The 1,466-nt window shown below is 70.1% G+C and carries 2 protein-coding genes; both read right to left on the bottom strand.

Annotated features, from left to right (window positions below; all coding sequences use genetic code 11):
* A partial coding sequence (locus ABZ749_RS35090; protein ID WP_357235696.1) for a M14 family zinc carboxypeptidase occupies nt 1-560 on the bottom strand: 560 nt, incomplete at its 3' end.
* Between the two features lie 254 nt (nt 561-814).
* A partial coding sequence (locus tag ABZ749_RS35085; protein WP_357235693.1) for a polysaccharide biosynthesis protein occupies nt 815-1,466 on the bottom strand: 652 nt, incomplete at its 5' end.

Below are 1,466 nucleotides of genomic sequence, written 5' to 3'. Positions count from 1 at the left end.
CACTCGCGGGCGTGCTGCGCGCCCGCGTAGAGCACCGCGGGCCGCTTCCCGTCCTCGACCGTCCGTGCGTTCTTGGTGACCTTCACGGCGACAATCGGCTGGCCCTGCTGCGTGCGGCCGATCGTCTCCACCTTGGTCAGCTTGGGATATCGAGCCGCTGTGGCGTTCAGCTCGTCCCGCAGGCCGCCCGGCTCCCCATAGGGCCGGAACGCCGCCCAGCCCGCCGCAGCCTGCTCCCGCAGCGCCTGCGACGCGTCCTTGCCGCGCACCTTCTTCACCGCCAACGGGACGCCCTGGTCGGTCAGCCGTTTCGCCTGCCGGCGGCTGAGCACCGTCTCGACAGTCGTCTTGCCGGTCGAGTCCGCCTTCGCGTCGTGGCCGAGGTCGACCCCCGCCGCGCGCAGTTGCTCCCGCTGTTTCGCGTCGACAGTGCCGACGTACACCTCCAGGCCGTCGCGGACGCCCGGGTCGGACGGCGGCCGCGCGCTGGCCGGTGGGGTCAGTGCCAGTGCGCCGAGCAGGGTGACCACGCTGGCGATCGCCAGTCGTCTCGGTCTCATCGCGCCTCCTTGGGTGAAGGACCTGTAGGCGCGAGCCTTCGGTGTGACGCGATCGATGTCAATCAGTCGATGGGTGTTTCGTTGCTGACCGTGTCGGCGTTGGTGCCAGGTGTGACGCTCAACGTGAGGCGGGCCCACGGCCCGGTGGGCGCTCGTCGGACCAGCTCGCGATGATCGGGTCGGGCCGGCAAGCCCGGACCCCGCAGGCGCGCCGGGGAATCGTCCCGGACGTCACCTGCGGGGTCGGTGTCGGCTCAGCTCGCGCTGGGTGCCGGGGCTGTCGACTTGACGGACTGCTGTGCGACCACGCCGGTCGACTGGGCGCACAGCCACGCGAGACGGTCGATGATTTTCTCTGGGTCCTCGAACGGATCCAGCGTGGTGATCTCGATGGGATCGAGTGGGGGCACTTCCACGTGCGAGATGAGCGGGTGCAGCGGGCGCAGGTCCCGCTCGCCGGCGCCGATCAGGTCCTCGTGGAGTTTCTCGCCCGGCCGGAGCCCGGTGTAGACGATCTGGACCGGTCCCGGTGCCTGGCTCGCCAACTGGCGAGCGATGTCGTCGATCCGTACCGGCTCGCCCATGTCGAGGACGAGTGCCTCGCCGTCGCGGCCGATGCCGGCGGCCTGGAGCACCAGGTGCACCGCTTCCTGCACTGTCATCAGGTAACGCGTCACGTCGGGGTGAGTGACAGTGATCGGCAGCCCCGCCTCGATCTGGGCCCGGAACGCCGTGACCACCGACCCTCGGCTGGACAGGACGTTGCCGAAGCGGACGCTGAGGAACGTGCCGCCGTGCGTCGCGGCGGCGTTCGCGGTCAACCGCTCCGTGATCCGCTTGGAGTAGCCGAGAACACTGACCGGGTCGGCGGCCTTGTCGGTCGAGATGTTGACGAACCTCGCCACG

This window comes from Micromonospora sp. NPDC047753 (genome assembly GCF_040642735.1).
Lineage (GTDB): Bacteria > Actinomycetota > Actinomycetes > Mycobacteriales > Micromonosporaceae > Micromonospora.
The sequence above is the reverse complement of the archived record's forward strand: the minus strand, read 5'-3'. Positions and strand labels throughout refer to the sequence as shown.